Source organism: Streptomyces sp. NPDC059861, assembly GCF_042731435.1.
In the GTDB taxonomy this organism is placed as follows: Bacteria; Actinomycetota; Actinomycetes; order Streptomycetales; family Streptomycetaceae; genus Streptomyces.
In genome coordinates, this window is sequence record NZ_JBHWJQ010000032.1 from 83,241 (window position 1) to 101,656 (window position 18,416).

Consider the following 18,416-nt stretch of genomic DNA (forward strand, 5'->3'; position numbering starts at 1 on the left):
TCCCCCTGGAGTTGAGGAACCGGGCGAATTCCCCATTCACCCGGCCGGGGACTGTTTCGCACAGATGCGCGGCACCCCCCGGAATCACGCAGTATGCCGGGGGGTGATCAGCCGCCTCAAGAGAGTGGCCCGTCACGGGTTGGCACTGAGGGCGAAATGGCCGTGAACATCTCCCGCGGGGCCGAGTGCCGCTATGAGTTGGCGTTCTCCGTCACCGTGATCCGGCCCTTTCGGATCGTGGCCACCCGCGGGGCCTTCCGCGCGAGGGCGGAGTCGTGGGTGACCATGATGAAGGTCAGTCCCAGCTCCTTCCAGGTGCGTTCGAGTACGTCCATGATCTCGTCGCGCGTCGACTCGTCGAGGTTTCCGGTCGGTTCGTCGGCCAGCAGCACCTTCGGCCGCTTCACCAGCGCCCGCGCGATGGCGACGCGCTGCTGCTGACCGCCGGACAGTTCCCCGGGCAGATGCCCGAGCCGCTCACCGAGCCCCACCGACTCCAGCGCCTCGGCGGCACGTTCCCGCCTCTCCTTGGCCTTGACGCCGAGGGGTACGAGGGCGGTCTCGGCGTTCTCCTGGGCGGTGAGCGTGGGGATGAGGTTGAAGCTCTGGAAGACGAAACCGATGCTCTCGCTGCGCACCCGGGTGAGCCGGGCCTCGGGCAGCCGGGCCAGGTCGGTCCCGTCGAGGACGATCTCGCCGGAAGTGGGCCGGTCGAGCCCGCCGAGCATCTGGAGCAGCGTCGACTTGCCGCCGCCGGTGGGGCCCTGGATGACCAGCCGGTCGCCGTCGGCGACGACGAGGTCCACGCCGTCCAGCGCGCGCACGGTGTCCTTGCCCCGGCGGTAGTGCTTGGTGACGCCTTTGAGTTCGTACATGGTGATGCAACTCCTGGGATGTGTCGGGGTGGTGGCCGGCGTGCGGAGCGGCCGGGCAGGTGCGGTGCGCACCGAGGGGGCGAGGGGGAACCGGCGAACCGGCCGCGACGGGACCGCGGACGAGCCACGGCACGGCCCCGTCGCGGCGGCACGCGGCTACTCCACGCGCCGCAGCGCGTCCGCCGGCCGCAGGCGCGAGGCCCGCCACCCGCCGAACGCGCCGGCGACGAGCCCACCGGTCACGGCCAGCCCCACGGCGAGGGCGATGGTCGCGACGCCGACGGGGGCCGTGAGGGCGACGTCCAGCGTGCGGGCGGCGGCCTGCCTCGCCGGGCCACCTCCGAAGCCACCGCCGGGGCCGGCCGGTCCGCCCCCGGTGCCGCCGAGTTCGGCCTGCAGGGTCGGGCTGACCGCGGTGACGACATACGCCCCCGCCAGCCCGAGCGCGATCCCGAGCGCACCGCCGACCAGGCCGGTGACGACGGCCTCGCCGACCACCTGCCGGGTCACCCGCCCCGACCGCCAGCCCAGCGCCTTCAGCGTGCCGAACTCCCGTACCCGCCGGGACACCGCCGAGGACGTGAGCAGCCCGGCCACGAGGAACGCGGCCACCAGCACCACGATCGACAGCCACTTGCCGACACTGCCGGCGAGGTCGGAGGCGGTGGACAGGGAGCCGGAGACGGTGTCCGCGAGGTCGGCGGAGGTCGTCACGGTCGTACCGGGGATGTTCTTCCGGATCTGCGACTTGACGGCGTCGATCCGCTGGGAGTCGGTCGCCTCGACGTAGATCGTGGTGACCTTGTCCGCCGCGTCGCCGAGCGTCTGCGCCTGCTTCAGAGGGATGTAGAGGTCGGCCGCCGCGTCGCCGCTCTCCGGGGTGGCGATGCCGATGACCTCGTAGGTGACGCCCTTGATGGTGACCGTGGCGTCGACGGCCAGCTTCTTCTCCTTGGCGTACGAGGCGTCGGCGACCGCGACCTTCGCGTCGGTCTCGGCGGCCCCGAAGGCCCGGCCGCTGGTGATCTTCGAGGAGGTCAGCGGGCCGAGCTCGGGCTCGGTGACGTCGGTGCCGAAGACGGAGTAGCTGTTGACGCCGAAGTCCGCGCCGCCGCCCTGGATCCGGCCCTCGCCGGGCTGACCGGACGGCACGCCGCCGTCACCGCCGCCGCCCTGCTGGATCCGGCCGCGGGTGAACTCGCCGCTGACCTTGAGGACCTGCAGGCTCAGGCCGCCGACCGCGTTCGAGACGCCGTCCTGCGAGCCGACCTTCGCGACGGTGGAGCTCGCCAGGGTCTCGAAGCCCTGGACCATGACCCGGTCGCTGCTCTGCTCCTCGCCGGAGCCGCTGTCGCGCGCGTCGAACCGGAACCGCGGCCCCTGTGCCTGTCCTTCCTCTGCGGGGTCGGCCGCCTTGGTGACGGTCATGTCGGTGCCGAGGCCGTACAGGGACTGCAGGATCTTGTCCTGTGCCTGCCCCATGCCGGACGACACGGAGTTGACGACGATGACCAGCGCGATACCCAGCGCGAGTCCGGAGGCGACGACGAGGGCCGCCTTTCTGCGGCGGCGCAGTTCGCGCCTCAGGTAGGTGAAGAACATGCGCCGCAAACTAGGCACGCACCCTGATGACCTGATAAGGCGGAGATAAAAGAAGGATGAGAAGCGACCGGGAAATCCTTGGTGGGAGAAGGCGAAAGGCCGCCCTGGGCGGGCGGCCTTCGTCCTGGAGCGGGTGTGGCTGAACGTGGGTCAGACGGCGGAGCCGGCCTTCCACTGCTCCCAGCTCATGTTCCAGCCGTTGAGGCCGTTGTCCGGGGCGATGGTCTTGTCACCCGTGTTCTGGACGACCACGAGGTCACCGACGATCGAGTTGTTGTAGAACCACGCGCCCTCGGTGTTCGGGTCGTTCGCGCCCTTGGTGTCGTTCAGGCCGACGCAGCCGTGGCTGGTGTTGACGCTGCCGAAGATGGAGTCGTCGCCCCAGTAGTTGCCGTGGATGAAGGTGCCGGAGCCGGACAGCCGCATGGCGTGCGGGACGTCCTTGATGTCGTACTCGCCCTTGCCGTCGTCGTCGGTGAAGCCGACCGTCGCGCCGTTCATCCGGGTCTCCTTGAACTTCTCGGAGATCACCATCTGGCCCTCGTACGTCTTGTTCTCGGGCGAGCCGGCGGAGATCGGGATGGTCTTGACGACCTTGCCGTCCTGCGTGACCTTCATCTGCTTGGTCTGCGCGTCGACGTAGGAGACCTGGTTGCGGCCGATGGTGAAGGAGACCGACTTCTGCTGGACGCCGTAGACACCCTCGGCGCCCTCGACGCCGTCGAGCGCCAGCTTCAGCGTGACGGTCGAGCCTTCCTGCCAGTAGTCCTCGGGGCGGCAGTCCATGCGGTTGGCGTTGAACCAGTGGCAGGCGACCTCCTGGCCGCTGCTGGTGCTGACGGTGACGCCCTTCTGGACGTCCGCCTTGTTGGTGATCGCCTTGTCGAAGTTGATCGAGACCGGCATGCCGACGCCGACGGTGGTGCCGTCGTCCGGCGTGAACGAGCCTATGAAGCTGTTGTCCGGGGAGACCGTGGTGAAGGACGCGTTCTCGTGGGCTTTCAGGCCCTTGGCGTCCTTCGCGGTCACGGCGACCTTGTAGCGCGTGGAGCGCTCCAGCTGGACGCTGGGCTTCCAGCTGGTCTTGTCGGCCGAGATCTCGCCCTCGACGGCGCCGCCGTCGGCCGTCGTCATCGTCACCTCGGTGAGCGTCCCCTTGCTCACCGTGACGGCCGCCGAGTTGTTGATGGAGGCGTTGGCCGAGCCGTCCTTGGGTGTGATCTTGATCTGGGCCTCTGAGGTCTTCTGCGCGGCCGCCTCGTCGACCTTGGACTGCGAGCTGTTGCCGCCGTCGCTGCCGGCGGCCTCTTCGCCGCTGGAACACGCCGAGAGCACCAGCCCACCGAGCAGTACGGACGCGACCGTCAGGCCCCTGCGCCGCTTACTGTTCGTCATCACACGCTTCTCCATCGTTGCCGAATCCCCAGAACCCCGAGAGTCCCCGTCGAGAGTCCCCATCAACCAATTTCAACGCTACGACCGGTTCGTCCCGTTCCACATTCCTTCGATGTGTGGGCCACACCACGCCCGCCGGGCCGGTGACCCGTGATGCGGGTGTCGGACCGTGCGCCCCTTGAGACGAACGAACCCCGGGCGGTGGTTGCCGCCCGGGGTCACGATTTTCCCAAGCCGCGTCAACCGACCCGCTCTTCTTCTTCGTCGTCGTCCACATCATCCTCGTCGAGGTCCCAGTCCGGCGAATCAGGGTCGTAGTCCACCTGCTCGCTGCTCCAGGAGGCCTGCTGGAGTTCGATCCCGGGCACCTCGCTGACCAGGTCGAACGGATCGACGAGATACGCGAGTGCCTCCGCGGTGTCTTCCGTCACAGTGCTCTCGGCGTGTACCCGCTCCTCGGTCGGCATATCGCCGTCCTCGGAGATCCGCCGCTGTGCCGCCCGGGTCACGGCCTCGGCGTCGTCGATCTGGAGGACGAGTTCCACCCGAAGCCGTACAAAACCTGCTGTCTCTGGAGTGCTCATGCCCGGAGCGTACGGCCAGGGGCCTCCGCGACTTTCCCACGACCCGCGACTTTCACTAGCATCGCCCCACACGGCCAATTCGCCAGCGTCACAAGGGGATCGATATTCCGTGTCATCCGCTCGCCGTCCGTTGCTGACCGCCACCGCCGCGGGCACCCTGCTGGGGGCCCTGTGGTTCGTCCCCTCCGCCAACGCGACATCGGACGGGCCGCTGAGAGAGCCGGCCATGGCGGTGATGACGCAGGCCAGAGCCACGACCACGGACGCGGACCCGGCCGACCTCACCGACACGGATACCGGGACGCAGTCGGAGACGGAGACGGCGATATCCGGGACCGGCGGGACCCGGCTCGCCGACACCGGCAGCTTCGACAGCACTCCCTACGTCCTCGGCGGTGCGCTCTGCCTCACGCTGGGTGCCGGATTCGTCGTGTACTCGGTGCGCCGCGAACGCCTCGGACTCTGAGCGTGGTGCAAGAAGTTCGCTTGACGTGCTCTTACCTGCGTCGCATAGTCCGATCATGAACAGAACATCGGGTGCGCGATGGTGCGCCACGGTTGCCGTGAGTGCGCTGTCGCTCGCCCTCGTCACGGGTTGTGCCGAAAGCGGTTCGGACGACTCCAAGGGGTCGGACTCGTCGTCGGCCGCTCCGGCCGCCCCGGCCGAGAAGGCCCTCGGCGCCGCCGAGTTGAAGAAGCTGATCATCGCCCAGGGCGATGTGGAGGGGTACGAGGTCAAGGCGCCCGACGCCCAGCTCCCCGCCTCCCAGAGCGAGGTCAAGGTCGACAAGGCGGAGTGCGAGCCGCTCGCCTTTGCGATGAGCGGTCTCGCTCCGGGCGAACCGGCCGCGGACGCCCGCAACATGGCGACCGAGAAGAAGTCCCCCACCGACACGGCCTCCAAGTCCATGGAGGACATGACGGAGGGCGACTTCGAGGACGCGTTCTCGGACGCCCTGAGCGTCAACATGACCGCCGTCGGACTCTCCTCCTACGACGGTGACGGCACCGCGGCGACCTTCAAGTCCGTCTCCGACGCGATCGCCGACTGCGCGGGCGGCTTCACCCTCACCACCAAGGGCACCGCCCAGAAGGTCGTCAAGGTCGCCACGGAGAAGGGCTCCGGCACCGGTGACGAGTCGGTGGCGTTCTCCGCGTCCGTCGAGATGGAGGGCCAGGAGGCCCCCGGCACGGTGCACGCCGAGGTGGTGCGCCACGGCGGCACGCTCGCGACGTACTACACGATCAACATGGGCGCGCTGCTGACCGGCGAGGAGTACGAGATCCCCGCCACGGTGGTCGAGGCCCAGGCCGCCAAGCTCAAGTAACCACTTGCGGAGCCCCGGCCGACGTACGCCGGGGCCCCGTCGTCTCTTCGGGCCTGCGCGGGGCCCCGTCGTCTCTCCGGGCTACTGCAACGGCCCGGTGACCGTCTGCACCGCCTCGACCAGCCGCCCGTCCCGCACGAACGCGTCGGCCGCCGCCAGGTCGGGGGCGAGGAAACGATCCGGCCCGGGACCGGCCACCCCGGCGGCCCGTGCGGCGTCGATGACGGCCCGCGTGGCCGGCGCCGGGGTCAGCCCCTCACGCAGTTCGACGGCACGGGTGGCGGCGTACAGCTCGACCGCGATGACCCGGGTCAGGTTGCCCACGGCCGTGCGCAGCTTGCGCGCCGCCGACCAGCCCATGGACACGTGGTCCTCCTGCATCGCGGAGGACGGGATGGAGTCCGCGGACGCCGGTACGGCGAGCCGCTTCATCTCGCTCACCAGCGCGGCCTGCGTGTACTGGGCGATCATCAGCCCGCTGTCCACCCCGGCGTCGTCGGCGAGGAACGGCGGCAGCCCATGGCTGCGGTTCTTGTCCAGCAGCCGGTCGGTGCGCCGCTCGGCGATGGACGCGAGGTCGGCTGCGGCGATGGCGAGGAAGTCCAGCACGTAGGCGACCGGCGCGCCGTGGAAGTTGCCGTTGGACTCGACCCGTCCGTCGGGAAGTACGACGGGGTTGTCGACGGCGGAGGCGAGTTCGCGGTCGGCGACGAGGCGGGCGTGGGCGAGGGTGTCGCGTCCGGCGCCCGCGACCTGGGGCGCGCAGCGCACGGAGTAGGCGTCCTGGACGCGGGGCGCGTCGTCCTGGTGATGGCCCGTCAGGCCGGAACCCTTCAGCACGGCCAGCATGTTGGCGGCGCTGGCGGCCTGGCCGGGGTGCGGACGGATGGCGTGCAGTTCGGGTGCGAGGACCTTGTCGGTGCCGAGCAGGGCCTCCATGGACAGGGCCGCGGTGACGTCGGCGGACTTGTAGAGGGTGTCGAGGTCGGCGAGGGCCATGAGCAGCATGCCGAGCATGCCGTCGGTGCCGTTGAGGAGGGCGAGGCCCTCCTTCTCCCTCAGCTCGACGGGTGCGATGCCGTGCGCCGCGAGCAGCTCGGCGGCGGGGCGCACGACCCCGTCCGGGCCCTCGGCGTCCCCTTCGCCCATCAGGGTGAGGGCGCAGTGGGACAGGGGCGCGAGGTCGCCGGAGCAGCCGAGGGAGCCGTACTCCTGCACGACGGGGGTGATCCCGGCGTTCAGTACGTCGGCCATGGTCTGCGCGACCTCGGGGCGCACACCGGTGTGCCCGGAGCAGACGGTCTTCAGCCGAAGGAACATCAGCGCCCGGACGACCTCCCGCTCGACGGCCGGCCCCATGCCGGCGGCGTGCGAGCGGACGATGTTGCGCTGGAGCTGGGTGCGCAGTTCCTGGCCGATGTGCCGGGTCGCGAGGGCGCCGAAGCCGGTGGAGACGCCGTAGACCGGGTCGGGCTTGGCCGCCAGGGCGTCCACGATCTCGCGGGCCGCGGTGAGGGCGGCCACCGCCTCGCCGGAGAGTTCGACGCGGGCGCCGGCGCGCGCCACGGCGAGAACGTCGGACGCGGTGACACCGGACGTCCCCACCACCACAGTGTGCATATCCATATTCAGGAGCGTACGCAGTGAATTCGACGCTGTCACGAGTGGGGGCGGGATGTGACCCTTACCGCCCGATGCGCGTGGCTCGGCACCGGACGCCGCCCGGGCGCGCGTGGCTCAACCGCGGCCACGGAAGCGGCGGCGTTCGCCGGCGGGGCCCTCGGGGGGCGCGTCCGCGAGGCGCACGACGGGGTCGTCGGGGCCCTCGCGGCCGGCCACGACCGCCTTGGCGGCGCGCAGGCCCTTGGCCCGGTACTGGGCGGCGTCCGCGAGCCGGAACAGGCGGCGGGCCGAGCCGACCTGGCCGATCGGGTCCTCGGTGGAGGCGACGCCGCAGGCGACACCGTCGCCGAGTTCCAGTTCGGCGGCGCGGCGGCACAGCTCGTCGGCGACCTTGACGACCTCGTCGGCGGGCGGGCCGACGGCGAGCAGGCAGAACTCGTCGCCGCCGAGGCGGGCGGCGAGGGTGCCGGGCAGCATGGCGCCGCACAGCGACAGCACCGAGCCGAAGCGCTCGAGGAGCCGGTCACCGACGGCGTGCCCCCGGGTGTCGTTGACGCGCTTGAGGCCGTTGAGATCGCAGACGACCAGGCTCACCACGGCCCCGTCCCTGCGGTGCCGCTCGATGGCCTCCTCCAGGCGCGTGTCCACTGCGCGGCGGTTGGCGAGGCCGGTGAGCGAGTCGGTGAACGCGAGCCGCCGGGCCTCCTCCAGCCGCTCGGTCTGCGCGATCCCGGCGGCGACGACGGCGGCCAGTACCGTGGCGAAGTCGGCGTCGCCGCGGTCGAAGACGGGGACGCCGAGGGGCCGGGCGACGTACAGCTCGCCCCAGGCGCGGCCGTGCAGTACGACGGGGGCGACGACGCAGCAGCCCCGGCCCCTGCGCCGCAGGGCGGCGACCCGCTGATGACAGAAACCGGCGCGGCCCGCGGTGGGCCCCTCGGCGGTCTCCACCCAGGCGTCGGGCTCGCCGCCGCCCGCCCACCGCTCGTGCAGGAACTCGGTGATCTCGGCGAACTGGTGCACCGGGTAGGTCTCGTCCTCCGGGAACTCCTCCTCGTCCTCCACCCGCTCACCCACGTTGACGAGCACCCGCAACCGCCCGAGGTCCCGCTCCCACACCGAGAGCGCGGCGAAACTCCCGTCCAGCGCCCGGCAGGCCCCGAGCGCGGCGGCACGCCACGAGTCCCGCACCGACTGCGCCGCAGCCATCCCCTGCGCCAACGCCACCACAGCCGCGAGCCGGCTCTCCACACCCATCTCCCCAGGCTAGGGAGATTCGGGATGAATGGGGATGTTTGCGGGGCGCTGGGGTGAGGGGACTACGACGGCGGAGAGCCGGGGGGTGACGGGCGGCAGGAGCGCGACCACGGGCGGGGGCCGCGCACCCTCCCGCCCCGGAGAGCGCCCCTCACTGGCCCGGCCACTGGGGCTTCCGCTTCTCGTTGAACGCCGCGACGCCCTCCGCCCGGTCCCCCGAGAACGCCACCGACCGCCACGCCGCGTCCTCGACCTCCAGGCCGGCCGGCAGGTCCAGCCCGTGCCCGAGGCGCAGGGCCCGCTTGGCCGCGCGCAGGCCCACCGGGGAGTTCGCGGCGATGCGGGAGGCCAGCGCCAGCGCCTCCTCCCGGTCCCGTCCGTCCTCCACGAGCACGTCCACCAGCCCCAGCTCACGCGCCTCGGCCGCCTCGACCCGCCGCGCGGTGAAGATCAGCTCGGCCGCCCTCGCCGCCCCCACCCGCCGCGGCAGCAGCTGCGTACCGCCGCCCCCGGGAATCACTCCCACGGACACCTCCGGCAGCCCCACCACCGCCGTACCGTCCGCCACGATCACGTCGCACGACAGCGCCAGCTCGAACCCGCCCCCGAGCGCGAACCCGTGCACCGCCGCCACCGTCGGCACCGGCAGTTCCAGCACACCGGTGTACGCCCCCCGCGCCACCGGCCGCTGCCGTACGAGCTCGGCGTCACTCAGCGAGTTCCGCTCCTTCAGGTCGGCCCCCACGCAGAACGCCCGCTCATGCGTCGACGTCACCACGACCACGCGCACGTCCCGGTCGGCCCCCAACGACGCGCACGCCCCGGCGATCGACCTGGCCATCTCCGTGGACACGGCGTTCATGGCCTTGGGCCGGTCGAGTGCCAGCTCCGCGATGTGCCCGTCCCCGTGCCGCCGCACCAGCACGAACTCCCCGAACCGCTCCTCGCTCATGACACCCTCCCGGTTAACGCGGGTTAACAAGACTCGGCCCGATCATTCCAGCCGCACCCCTCCGGGGGAAGGCCGATCTCCCGCGCGCCCGGTTCCCCGATCACCCTCCGACACCCCGTTCGAGTGACATACCACCCGACTCCCTCCCCCGCTCCCGGAGGAGCGCATAGCGTGCGAGCGCCATGGCGCACCGGGGGGCGCGCCGGCGCATCGGGGAGGGACCGGCATGAGGACCGACACGCCGACGGGCATCCCGTCGAGGAACGGCCAACGGAACGGCCAGCGAAGCACCACCCAGGAGAACGGCCAGGGCAGCGCCCCGAAGGACAGCCAGGGGAGCACTCGAAAGGACAGCCCAGAGAGCACCCGGCAAGGCTGCCCGGGAGGCGCCCGGAAGGGCGACCAAGGGAGCACCCGAAGGGACGGCCAGGGGAACACCCCGGAAGGCGTCCCGGCGAGAACCCCGAGGGCCGCCCCGGAAAACAGCCAGGAGGCCCGCCCGGGAACCAGCCGGAAGGCCGGCCAGGCGAGGACCCAGAAGGACAGCGGCCAGGGCGGCCAGGGGAGCACCCCGGCAAAAGCCCTGCGCGCCGGCCTGACAGCCACCCCGGCCAACACTCGCACCACGGGCCCCACTGTTAACCCGACGAACGGCCGACCCACCGGCCCTCCTGCCACCACGGGCCGCGAACCCCAAAGCCCCACGGGCACCCCGAGAAGCGGCCAGCCCACCAGCCCCACGACGACGCCAGGGGAGACCGGCGGACCCACCCGCCCCACGGTCGCCGGCCCCGGAAACAGCCGAACCACCAGCCCCACGACGACCCCGGGAACCGTCCGGCGAAACAACCAGGGCATCGACGCGACCGACGGCAGCACGAGCAAGCCACCGCCCGCACCGCCCCGGACCCGCGCCTCCGGCACCAGCACCAGCACCAGCACCAGCACGGCAAACGCGCCCAGCGCCGCGCTCCAGGGCGCCTTGGCCACCGTCGGCCGTGGCCGTCACCGTCGGCCGCGCCCCCGCAAGGTGCTCCTCGCCGCGGGCGCCCTCGTCCTGGCCGCCGGTGTCCTGGGCCTCGTACGCCTGGTGCTGCCGGACTCCGGGAACGGCGGCCTCGGAACCGCGGCGGCCGGACCCACCCCCGACGCGGCGGTCAGCAGCGACCAGGCCGCCAACGACTCCGCCACCGTGCCCCCCGGCACCCGCACCGCGGGCCCCTCCGCCCCGGGCCCCCTGAACGGCCCGGGCACGCCTCACGCGCACGGCACTACGCCGACCGCACCGAGGTCCCCGCACGCCTCGTCACAGACCCACGACCACGCACCGGCCCTGGGGACCGCCACGACCATCCCGGAAGCCCCGAACCCCCCGGACGCCCCGGACGCGGCATCGACCCCCGGAGGGACCGGCTCCGGCGGCCACACCACCCCGTCCCCGCGCCCGCCCACCACGGGCCCGGCCCCCGAGCCGACACCCACTCCGAGCGCTCCGGCACCGCAGCCCGAGAAGCCCAGCCTCTGCGTGCCGATCCTCGACCTGTGCCTCGGCCCCCTGGCCGGGTGGTGAGGTGGGAGTCCCGCTACGGCGCGCCGTCCCGCCGCGTGAGCAGCCAGGGCTCGACCACGCCCAGCCCACGCACCGGCCGCTGCCACATCGGCTGGAGCCCGAAGCGGTACGTCGGCGGCTCCTCGCCCTCCTTCTCCGCGGCCGCCGCAGCCTCGGCCGCCTCCGCCTCGGAGGCGGGGGCCTCACCGCTGCGGATCAACTCCTCGGCGAACGCGCTGTCGACCAGGACCGCGTCCCGTGGCGCTATGGACGTCAACCGGGAGGCCAGGTTCACCGTCGTTCCGAAGACATCACCCATACGGGTCGTCACCGTGCCGAAGGCGATGCCGACCCGCAGCTCGGGCATCGTCTCGTCGTTCGCCAGGGTCTCGATGAGCCGCAGCGCGATCTCGGCAGCGACACCCGCGTCGTCCGCGGCGTACAGCACCTCGTCGCCCAGCGTCTTGATCAGCCGGCCGCCCCGCGCGGCCACCAGGTCGGCCGCCGTGGTCTCGAAGGCCTCGACGAGTTCGCCGAGTTCCTCCTCCTCCAGGCGACGGGTCAGCCGTGTGAATCCGACCAGGTCGGCGAAGCCGACGGCCAGCCGCCGGTCCACCATCTCCTCGTCGTCCCCCGCCTGCACGACCCGTCCGGTCGCGGCGGCGAGCTGGCGCCGCCAGACGTAGACGAGGAACTCCTCCAGCTCCGGCAGGAGCAGCTCGACCAGGGGGTAGGTCACCTCGGTGCGGGTCATGCCGGGCTCGGGCGGCTCCGTCAGGCCCTCCAGGAAGGAGTCGATCTGCCACTCGGCGAGCCGGGCCGTGGTCTGTCCGGTGGAGCGGGCGACCTGCACGGCCATCGCCTCGCTGAGCAGTCCCGCCTCGACCAGACCGGCCAGGCGCCGCAGCGCCAGGACGTCCGCCTCGGTGAGCGCCTTGGCCTGGCCTATGTCGGCGAAGCCCATGGCGCGCCAGAAGCGGGAGGCCAGTTCCATGGAGACACCCGCGCTGCGAGCCGCCTGGAACGGTGTGTAGCGCCGCTCGGCGCCCAGGATGAGCCCTTCGAGCCGCAGGGCGAGCGGGTCCTCGCCGGAGTCGGCGCCCTGCGGGTCCGTGCCGGAGCCCGTGTCGTCGACGGTCACGCCTGCTGCCCTTCCGATCTGCCGCGGTCAGGTATCGACCGGCCCCAACTTTACGTCAGCTGTGCCCCAGGTCACTCCTCCCGGCACTGCGGTCATACCCCCCTCAAGTGCACGATGTCACCGGCGCCGACCGGCTCCTGCATGCCCTCCTCCGTCGCCAGCACCAGCCGTCCGTCCCCGTCCACCGCGACCGCCTCTCCGATGATCGACCGGTCTCCCGGCAGTTCGGCGCGGACCACCCTCCCCAGCGTCGCGCACCCGGCGGCATACGTCTCCTGCAAGCCACTGGTCACCGGGTCGCCCCCGGCGGTCCGCCACCGCCGGTACCACTCCTCCAGCGACCGCAGCACGGCCCTGAGCAGCGGGTCCCGGTCCGTGTTCACCGCCCCGGCCAGCGCCAGCGAGCCCGCCGTCGGCACCGGTAGCTCCTTCTCGCGCAGCGTGACGTTGAGGCCCACGCCGATGACCACGCCGTCGTCCGCCGCCCGTTCGGCGAGGATGCCGCCGGCCTTGCGCTCCTCGCCGTCGACCGTCACCAGCAGGTCGTTGGGCCACTTGAGTGCCGTGTCGACCCCGGCCGCCCGGGACAGGCCCGTGGCCACGGCCACGCCCGTGAGCAGCGGCAGCCAGCCCCAGCGGGCCACCGGGATCTCCGTCGGGCGCAGCAGCACGGAGAAGAACAGCCCGGAGCGTGGCGGAGCGGTCCACCTGCGGTCCAGTCGGCCCCGCGCCGCGGTCTGCTCCTCGGCGATCAGCACCGCCCCCTCCGCGGCCCGGCCCTCGGCGGCCCTGGCCACCAGGTCGGAGTTGGTGGAGCCGGTCCGCTGCACGACGTGCACCTCGGTCCACAGGCCGTCCTCGCGCACGAGTGCCTTGCGCAGGGCCGCGGCGTTCAGGGGCGGCCGGTCCAGATCGGTCCAGCGGTTGTTCGGGTCTGAGGCATCTCGGGGCGTCATGCAAGCCACCCTAGGTGTGGTAAACGCCGCACTGCCGATCGATAGGCACCCCACTACGCTACGGATGAGTAACCGTCCCCCCTTTTGAGCAGGCAGGGAGCCGCATCCCGATGTCCGAGCCGGAAGAGCGTCAAGAGCGTCACGAGATCGACATCCACACGACCGCGGGCAAGCTCGCGGATCTCCAGCGCCGTATCGAGGAAGCGACGCACGCCGGCTCCGCTCGCGCCGTCGAGAAGCAGCATGCGAAGGGCAAGTTGACGGCGCGTGAGCGGATCGCGCTGCTGCTCGACGAGGACTCCTTCGTGGAGTTGGACGAGTTCGCCCGGCACCGCTCCACCAACTTCGGCCTGGAGCAGAACCGCCCTTACGGCGACGGCGTGGTGACCGGGTACGGCACCGTCGACGGCCGTCCCGTCGCCGTCTTCTCGCAGGACTTCACCGTCTTCGGCGGGGCGCTCGGCGAGGTCTACGGGCAGAAGATCGTCAAGGTGATGGACTTCGCGCTGAAGACCGGCTGCCCGGTCATCGGCATCAACGACTCCGGTGGCGCCCGGATCCAGGAGGGCGTGGCCTCCCTGGGGGCGTACGGCGAGATCTTCCGCCGCAACACCCACGCCTCGGGCGTGATCCCGCAGATCAGCCTGGTCGTCGGGCCCTGCGCGGGCGGCGCGGTGTACTCGCCCGCGATCACCGACTTCACGATCATGGTCGACCAGACCTCGCACATGTTCATCACCGGCCCGGACGTCATCAAGACCGTCACCGGCGAGGACGTCGGCTTCGAGGAGCTGGGTGGCGCCCGCACCCACAACACCGCCTCGGGCGTGGCCCACCACATGGCCGGCGACGAGAAGGACGCCATCGAGTACGTCAAGCAGCTGCTGTCGTACCTGCCGTCCAACAACCTCAGCGAGCCCCCGGCGTTCCCGGAGGGGGCGGACCTCGCCCCCACCGACGAGGACCGCGAGCTGGACACGCTGGTCCCGGACAGCGCGAACCAGCCGTACGACATGCACACGGTGCTCGAACACGTGCTGGACGACGCCGAGTTCTTCGAGACACAGCCGCTGTACGCGCCGAACATCATCACCGGCTTCGGCCGCGTGGAGGGCCGTCCGGTCGGCCTGGTCGCCAACCAGCCGATGCAGTTCGCGGGTTGCCTCGACATCGCGGCCAGCGAGAAGGCGGCGCGGTTCGTGCGGACCTGCGACGCGTTCAACGTCCCGGTGATCACCTTCGTCGACGTCCCCGGCTTCCTGCCCGGCGTGGACCAGGAGCACGACGGCATCATCCGGCGCGGCGCCAAGCTGATCTTCGCCTACGCGGAAGCCACCGTCCCGCTGATCACCGTCATCACGCGCAAGGCCTTCGGCGGCGCGTACGACGTCATGGGATCCAAGCACCTGGGCGCCGACCTCAACCTGGCCTGGCCGACCGCCCAGATCGCCGTGATGGGCGCCCAGGGCGCCGTCAACATCCTGCACCGCCGCACCATCGCCGAGGCGGACGACGTCGAGGAGACCCGGGCACGCCTCATCCAGGAGTACGAGGACGCCCTGCTCAACCCCTACGTCGCGGCAGAGCGGGGATACGTCGACGCGGTGATCATGCCGTCGGACACCCGCAGCCACATCGTGCGCGGTCTGCGTCAACTGCGCACCAAGCGGGAATCCCTGCCTCCGAAGAAGCACGGCAACATCCCCCTCTAGACGACCCCGAGCCGCTGGAGCAGATATGACGATCAAGGTCGTACGGGGCAATCCGACCCCCGAGGAGCTGGCCGCCGCCCTGGCGGTGGTCCGCGCCCGCGCCGCGGCGGCGTCGGCCCTGCCGCCCGGCGCGCCCCGCCCGCGGGACTCCTGGTCCGATCCGGCCCGCCTCGCCGCCCAGCACGTGCCCCCCGCGGGCCCGACGGCGTGGGCGCGCACCTACTGGCCGGCCTGAAGCACGTCCGCGACGGCTTCGGCCATCACCTCGTAGCCCGCGTCGTCCGGGTGCAGGTGATCGCCGAAGTCGTACGCCGGGTGCAGCCGGTCCGGGTCCGCCGGGTCGGCCAGGACGCGGTGCAGGTCCACCACCGCGTCGTACTCGCCCGAGCATCTGATCCACTCGTTGAGCTCATGGCTCACCTTGGCCGCGCGCTCGCCCCAGTGGTCGGAGCCGCCGAAGGGCACCAGGGTCGCGCCGGCCACCCGTAGCCCGGCTCCCCTCGCCTGGCGTATCACCTCCCGGTGCCCGGCGACGAGTTCCGCGGCCTCCAGCACGGGAGCGGGCCGGTACGTCGGCTGCTCGTCCGTCTCGCTGAAGCCGATGTCGTTCACCCCCAGCAGCACGACCAGCGTGTCCACGCCCGGCTGGTCGAGGACGTCCCGCCGGAGCCGCCGGACACCCCTCTCGCCGTACCAGGCGGAGTCGTTGAGCAGCAGGTTTCCGCCGATCCCCGCGTTGATCACCGGCCGTCCGGTGCGCCGGGCGAGGGCGTCGGACCAGCGGCGGTCGCTGCCGGGGGTGGAGCCGAAGCCGTCGGTCAGGGAGTCGCCGAACAGGGCGATCCCGTCGGTGCGCCGGGCGTCGACCTCGACGGCGGCGAGGAAGTACCAGGACTCGGTCATCGCGTCGAAGCCCGCACCCGTGGCGTCCTCGAGCAGGTCGCCGGGGCCCCGGTGGGCTGCGGTGAAGGCCTGGGCGTGGAAGGTCGCGGGGCCGGTGGCCGCGTCGAAGTGCAGCGTCACGGTGACCGCCTCCCGCGCGCCCACCACCAGTTCCACGGCGTCGCTCAGCAGCTGCCCGCGCGCCGGTATCCCGGCGTCGTACGCGCCCCCGAAGGTGAGCCGGCGGACCGAGCCCGGCTCGACGGCGGCACCGGCGGCCGTACGCGCCACCGTCGCGCCCGCGACCCGCACGGGTGAGGTGCCGTAGGCGTTCGACAGTCGGACGCGCAGCCGGCCGCCGCCCGCCGTGAGCCGGACGGTCTGGCGCAGCGACTGACGCCAGAAGCCCTCGCGTGACCAGTTGGGGGTGAAGCCTTCGCTGGGGACCTGGGGTGAGGCGGTCCAGGCGGTGGTGAACATGGCGCGACCTCTCAAACGGGACTGCGGTTTCCTTAGACTAACGGAATCACAGACCCGTTTATTCAAGTTGAGTACGCGTACTCAGGCGCCGCCCGGCATCGCCGACTCACGATCGAAGGCATGCTGTGGTCCGACCCGGAGAACGAACCGCCGAAGGAACTGCGTGACATGCAGGAGATGTTGCGGCGGCTGGGCGTTCTCATGGCGCTGGCCATGGTCCTCGCGATGATCGTGATCGGCCTGGGATGAGCCGTCCGGAGTACGCCGATACGCTGACCGCATGACTGATCAGCCGCGCCGCCGACTCGTGCTCGCCTCCCAGTCCCCCGCCCGGCTCGGGCTGCTGCGACAGGCCGGACTCGCCCCCGAGGTGATCGTGAGCGGCGTCGACGAGGACGCCGTGACCGCTCCCACGCCCGCCGAGCTGGCGCTCGCCCTCGCCGAGGCGAAGGCCTCCGTCGTGGCCGCCCGGCCCGAGGTAAAGGGCGCCCTGGTGATCGGCTGCGACTCGGTTCTCGACCTGGACGGCGAGGCGCTGGGCAAGCCGGCCGACGCCGAGGAGGCCACCGCGCGCTGGAAGGCGATGCGCGGCCGGGTCGGGACGCTCCAGACGGGCCACTGCGTCTACGACACGCTGAGCGGGCGCTACGCGTCCGCCACCGCCTCCACCGTCGTCCGTTTCGGTGACCCCACCGACGAGGAGATCGCCGCGTACGTCGCCTCCGGCGAGCCCCTCCACGTCGCCGGGGCCTTCACCCTGGACGGCCGCTCGGCGCCGTTCATCGACGGCATCGACGGCGACCACGGCAACGTGATCGGGATCAGCCTGCCCCTCGTGCGCCGCCTGCTGGCGGAACTGGGGGTCGCGATCACTGAGTTGTGGGCGCCGGTGGAGGGCTGACCGGAGCGTCGGTGATCGGGGAGCCGCCCTCGGGGGACTCCTCCGCGCCGTCCGTGCCGCCCGCGCCGTCACCGGCCTTCCCGGACGCGGGCCGCTCCTGACCGTCGTACGTCATCAGGAGCAGCACGAGGAGGCCCATCACCACCATCAAGAACAGGAACGCGTCCGAGCCCACCAGCCCCCAGGCGACCGCCCCCAGCACGCCGTGCACCACGGCCGCGCTGATCAGCAGGACACGCCCGAGGCCGGCCGGGGCGCGGTCGCGCGCGGCGACCAGGAGGGCGATCACGCCGCACAGGGCGAAGTAGAGCCCGAAGGCCACGCCGCCGATCTTCGAGGACAGGGACATCACGTCCGGGTCGAGCCCCGCCAGGGACATGTCCTGGTTGTCGACCATCATGCCCATGATCCACTGAAGCGCCGCGATACCGAATCCTTCGACGACGAGCACGAGCGCCACGATCCACGCCACCGGCCTGCGCACCACCGGTCCCCACCCACTTTCGACCGCCGTACCGCCACAGGGGGCCGTTACCCCGAGTACGTCCGAGTACGTCCGAGTACATCGCGCACGCTACTAACGGGTAAACCGCGGGACAAGGGTTCCGCCGCGGGCAAAGAATCATTGGGCCATTCGTAGGGACTCCACAAAGAATCGGAGTGGGGCGCAGCACGCTCTCACAGAGACCTTGACCACATGAGAGGGCTAGGGTTTCCCGGAGGAATCCTGCGTACCGTGCTGCGACAAGGGATTTCGCGGGTCGAGCAAGCCTCGCATCACGCTCCGTGTGGGCAAGCTCACCACTGGGGACGGGTCGAAGTGCCGTGTCGGCAGTCCCTAAACTCGGCTTGTTTCAAGGAGGGAGCCTCTATCGTGCGCAAGGTGCTCATCGCCAACCGTGGCGAAATCGCTGTCCGCGTGGCCCGGGCCTGCCGGGACGCCGGGATCGCGAGCGTGGCCGTCTACGCCGAACCGGACCGCGACGCTCTGCATGTCCGCGCCGCGGATGAGGCGTTCGCCCTGGGTGGTGACACCCCCGCCACCAGCTACCTCGACATCGGCAAGGTCCTGAACGCCGCCCGAGAGTCGGGGGCGGACGCCATCCATCCGGGTTACGGCTTTCTGTCGGAGAACGCCGAGTTCGCGCAGGCCGTGCTGGATGCCGGTCTGATCTGGAT

At 71.5% G+C, this 18,416-nt stretch carries 19 protein-coding genes; 8 read left to right on the plus strand and 11 right to left on the minus strand.

Features of this window, described 5'->3' with window-relative positions:
• Nucleotides 1-191: 191 nt before the first annotated feature.
• The 4 genes from ACFV6X_RS25750 to ACFV6X_RS25765 all read right to left on the minus strand — a co-directional run bounded on the left by ACFV6X_RS25750 (nt 192) and on the right by ACFV6X_RS25765 (nt 4,456).
• A complete protein-coding gene (locus ACFV6X_RS25750) occupies nt 192-875 on the minus strand; it encodes an ABC transporter ATP-binding protein (RefSeq protein WP_385387185.1) in 684 nt (227 codons plus the stop codon).
• Between the two features lie 156 nt (nt 876-1,031).
• On the minus strand, nt 1,032-2,477 hold the full coding sequence (locus ACFV6X_RS25755) for an ABC transporter permease (RefSeq protein ID WP_385387187.1): 1,446 nt from the start codon (nt 2,475-2,477) through the stop codon (nt 1,032-1,034).
• Between the two features lie 150 nt (nt 2,478-2,627).
• Nucleotides 2,628-3,872: an Ig-like domain-containing protein gene (locus ACFV6X_RS25760; protein WP_385387189.1), complete on the minus strand. Its 1,245-nt coding sequence runs from the start codon at nt 3,870-3,872 to the stop codon at nt 2,628-2,630.
• Between the two features lie 239 nt (nt 3,873-4,111).
• Nucleotides 4,112-4,456: a hypothetical protein gene (locus tag ACFV6X_RS25765; RefSeq protein ID WP_385387191.1), complete on the minus strand. Its 345-nt coding sequence runs from the start codon at nt 4,454-4,456 to the stop codon at nt 4,112-4,114.
• A 109-nt stretch (nt 4,457-4,565) separates the two neighbouring features.
• Here ACFV6X_RS25765 and ACFV6X_RS25770 point away from each other — a divergent pair, with 109 nt between their 5' ends.
• Together ACFV6X_RS25770 and ACFV6X_RS25775 are read left to right on the plus strand one after the other, a co-directional pair.
• Nucleotides 4,566-4,922 (plus strand): LPXTG cell wall anchor domain-containing protein, encoded by a 357-nt coding sequence (locus ACFV6X_RS25770; RefSeq protein ID WP_385387193.1) that lies wholly within the window; start codon nt 4,566-4,568, stop codon nt 4,920-4,922.
• Nucleotides 4,923-4,977: 55 nt separating this feature from the next.
• The gene (locus ACFV6X_RS25775; RefSeq protein WP_385387195.1) at nt 4,978-5,784 is read left to right on the plus strand and encodes a hypothetical protein; all 807 of its coding nucleotides are present in this window, start codon (nt 4,978-4,980) and stop codon (nt 5,782-5,784) included.
• A gap of 81 nt (nt 5,785-5,865) precedes the next feature.
• Here the strand turns inward: ACFV6X_RS25775 and hutH are convergent, their stop codons facing one another.
• The 3 genes from hutH to ACFV6X_RS25790 all read right to left on the minus strand — a co-directional run bounded on the left by hutH (nt 5,866) and on the right by ACFV6X_RS25790 (nt 9,616).
• The gene (hutH, locus tag ACFV6X_RS25780; RefSeq protein ID WP_385387225.1) at nt 5,866-7,404 is read right to left on the minus strand and encodes a histidine ammonia-lyase; all 1,539 of its coding nucleotides are present in this window, start codon (nt 7,402-7,404) and stop codon (nt 5,866-5,868) included.
• A 117-nt stretch (nt 7,405-7,521) separates the two neighbouring features.
• On the minus strand, nt 7,522-8,664 hold the full coding sequence (locus ACFV6X_RS25785; RefSeq protein WP_385387197.1) for a diguanylate cyclase domain-containing protein: 1,143 nt from the start codon (nt 8,662-8,664) through the stop codon (nt 7,522-7,524).
• A 151-nt stretch (nt 8,665-8,815) separates the two neighbouring features.
• A complete protein-coding gene (locus ACFV6X_RS25790) occupies nt 8,816-9,616 on the minus strand; it encodes an enoyl-CoA hydratase/isomerase family protein (RefSeq protein WP_385387199.1) in 801 nt (266 codons plus the stop codon).
• Nucleotides 9,617-10,598: 982 nt separating this feature from the next.
• Here ACFV6X_RS25790 and ACFV6X_RS25795 point away from each other — a divergent pair.
• Nucleotides 10,599-11,186, plus strand: coding sequence for a hypothetical protein (locus ACFV6X_RS25795; RefSeq protein ID WP_385387201.1), 588 nt, complete (start codon nt 10,599-10,601; stop codon nt 11,184-11,186).
• Between the two features lie 13 nt (nt 11,187-11,199).
• On the opposite strand, the gene ACFV6X_RS25800 is transcribed toward ACFV6X_RS25795, so the two are convergent.
• Entirely contained in the window at nt 11,200-12,306 is a 1,107-nt protein-coding gene (locus tag ACFV6X_RS25800; RefSeq protein WP_385387202.1) for an adenylate/guanylate cyclase domain-containing protein, read from the minus strand.
• Between the two features lie 92 nt (nt 12,307-12,398).
• Nucleotides 12,399-13,262 carry a biotin--[acetyl-CoA-carboxylase] ligase gene (locus ACFV6X_RS25805; RefSeq protein ID WP_385387204.1) on the minus strand — a complete coding sequence of 288 codons (864 nt, stop codon included), beginning with the start codon at nt 13,260-13,262 and terminating at the stop codon, nt 12,399-12,401.
• 110 nt (nt 13,263-13,372) lie between these two features.
• Here ACFV6X_RS25805 and ACFV6X_RS25810 point away from each other — a divergent pair, with 110 nt between their 5' ends.
• On the plus strand, nt 13,373-14,974 hold the full coding sequence (locus ACFV6X_RS25810) for an acyl-CoA carboxylase subunit beta (protein ID WP_385387205.1): 1,602 nt from the start codon (nt 13,373-13,375) through the stop codon (nt 14,972-14,974).
• Between the two features lie 25 nt (nt 14,975-14,999).
• The gene (locus ACFV6X_RS25815; protein WP_385387207.1) at nt 15,000-15,209 is read left to right on the plus strand and encodes an acyl-CoA carboxylase epsilon subunit; all 210 of its coding nucleotides are present in this window, start codon (nt 15,000-15,002) and stop codon (nt 15,207-15,209) included.
• Here the strand turns inward: ACFV6X_RS25815 and ACFV6X_RS25820 are convergent.
• On the minus strand, nt 15,194-16,336 hold the full coding sequence (locus tag ACFV6X_RS25820; protein WP_385387208.1) for an SGNH/GDSL hydrolase family protein: 1,143 nt from the start codon (nt 16,334-16,336) through the stop codon (nt 15,194-15,196). The two genes, ACFV6X_RS25815 and ACFV6X_RS25820, sit on opposite strands and share 16 nt — an antisense overlap.
• A gap of 120 nt (nt 16,337-16,456) precedes the next feature.
• Here ACFV6X_RS25820 and mmpB point away from each other — a divergent pair, with 120 nt between their 5' ends.
• Together mmpB and ACFV6X_RS25830 are read left to right on the plus strand one after the other, a co-directional pair.
• Nucleotides 16,457-16,585 (plus strand): morphogenic membrane protein MmpB, encoded by a 129-nt coding sequence (mmpB, locus tag ACFV6X_RS25825; protein WP_351849390.1) that lies wholly within the window; start codon nt 16,457-16,459, stop codon nt 16,583-16,585.
• A gap of 31 nt (nt 16,586-16,616) precedes the next feature.
• Nucleotides 16,617-17,237 carry a Maf family protein gene (locus ACFV6X_RS25830; protein WP_385387210.1) on the plus strand — a complete coding sequence of 207 codons (621 nt, stop codon included), beginning with the start codon at nt 16,617-16,619 and terminating at the stop codon, nt 17,235-17,237.
• Here ACFV6X_RS25830 and ACFV6X_RS25835 read toward each other — a convergent pair.
• Nucleotides 17,206-17,724 carry a hypothetical protein gene (locus ACFV6X_RS25835; protein ID WP_385387211.1) on the minus strand — a complete coding sequence of 173 codons (519 nt, stop codon included), beginning with the start codon at nt 17,722-17,724 and terminating at the stop codon, nt 17,206-17,208. The two genes, ACFV6X_RS25830 and ACFV6X_RS25835, sit on opposite strands and share 32 nt — an antisense overlap.
• A 387-nt stretch (nt 17,725-18,111) precedes the next feature.
• On the opposite strand from ACFV6X_RS25835, the gene ACFV6X_RS25840 reads away from it, so the two are divergent.
• Nucleotides 18,112-18,416, plus strand: a 305-nt coding sequence (locus ACFV6X_RS25840; RefSeq protein ID WP_385387213.1) for a biotin carboxylase N-terminal domain-containing protein, incomplete at its 3' end; no start/stop codon positions are given.

Coding starts and splice junctions, on each gene's coding strand:
- ACFV6X_RS25805 (WP_385387204.1), bottom strand. CDS start 13,262: ATGACGCCCCGAGATGCCTCAGACCCGAACAACCGCTGGACCGATCTG.
- ACFV6X_RS25760 (WP_385387189.1), bottom strand. CDS start 3,872: ATGACGAACAGTAAGCGGCGCAGGGGCCTGACGGTCGCGTCCGTACTG.
- ACFV6X_RS25790 (WP_385387199.1), bottom strand. CDS start 9,616: ATGAGCGAGGAGCGGTTCGGGGAGTTCGTGCTGGTGCGGCGGCACGGG.
- ACFV6X_RS25820 (WP_385387208.1), bottom strand. CDS start 16,336: ATGTTCACCACCGCCTGGACCGCCTCACCCCAGGTCCCCAGCGAAGGC.
- hutH (WP_385387225.1), bottom strand. CDS start 7,404: ATGCACACTGTGGTGGTGGGGACGTCCGGTGTCACCGCGTCCGACGTT.
- ACFV6X_RS25775 (WP_385387195.1), top strand. CDS start 4,978: ATGAACAGAACATCGGGTGCGCGATGGTGCGCCACGGTTGCCGTGAGT.
- ACFV6X_RS25750 (WP_385387185.1), bottom strand. CDS start 875: ATGTACGAACTCAAAGGCGTCACCAAGCACTACCGCCGGGGCAAGGAC.
- ACFV6X_RS25755 (WP_385387187.1), bottom strand. CDS start 2,477: ATGTTCTTCACCTACCTGAGGCGCGAACTGCGCCGCCGCAGAAAGGCG.
- ACFV6X_RS25785 (WP_385387197.1), bottom strand. CDS start 8,664: ATGGGTGTGGAGAGCCGGCTCGCGGCTGTGGTGGCGTTGGCGCAGGGG.
- mmpB (WP_351849390.1), top strand. CDS start 16,457: ATGCTGTGGTCCGACCCGGAGAACGAACCGCCGAAGGAACTGCGTGAC.
- ACFV6X_RS25810 (WP_385387205.1), top strand. CDS start 13,373: ATGTCCGAGCCGGAAGAGCGTCAAGAGCGTCACGAGATCGACATCCAC.
- ACFV6X_RS25765 (WP_385387191.1), bottom strand. CDS start 4,456: ATGAGCACTCCAGAGACAGCAGGTTTTGTACGGCTTCGGGTGGAACTC.
- ACFV6X_RS25815 (WP_385387207.1), top strand. CDS start 15,000: ATGACGATCAAGGTCGTACGGGGCAATCCGACCCCCGAGGAGCTGGCC.
- ACFV6X_RS25830 (WP_385387210.1), top strand. CDS start 16,617: ATGACTGATCAGCCGCGCCGCCGACTCGTGCTCGCCTCCCAGTCCCCC.